The following is a 275-nucleotide window of genomic DNA, read 5'->3' on the forward strand; positions in this document are numbered from 1 at the left end:
GTCTCTATGGCAATCTGAGCGCCGTTGCCGTCGATCCAGCCGTCGAGATGCGCGTGACGATCGGCGCAATCGCTTCGGTGCAGCGCGCGCTGTTGCCCGACGCGCTCGCCGCGTTCTACCGGCAATGGCCCGGCGCGCACACGCGCGTAATTCCCGGTTTGTCGATGGAACTCATCAATCTCGTCGATGCAGGCGAAGCCGATCTCGCCGCCATCATCCGTCCGCCCTTCGCGCTTCAGAGCGATTTGCGCTGGACCTCGCTGCGGCGCGAACCG

At 65.5% G+C, this 275-nt stretch carries 1 protein-coding gene; it reads left to right on the forward strand.

Annotated features, from left to right (window positions below):
• Nucleotides 1–275: LysR substrate-binding domain-containing protein (locus SB772_RS40625; RefSeq protein WP_410838602.1), on the forward strand; the 275-nt coding region annotated here is incomplete at both ends.

It is taken from the genome of Paraburkholderia sp. SIMBA_030, assembly GCF_046535245.1.
GTDB lineage: Bacteria > Pseudomonadota > Gammaproteobacteria > Burkholderiales > Burkholderiaceae > Paraburkholderia.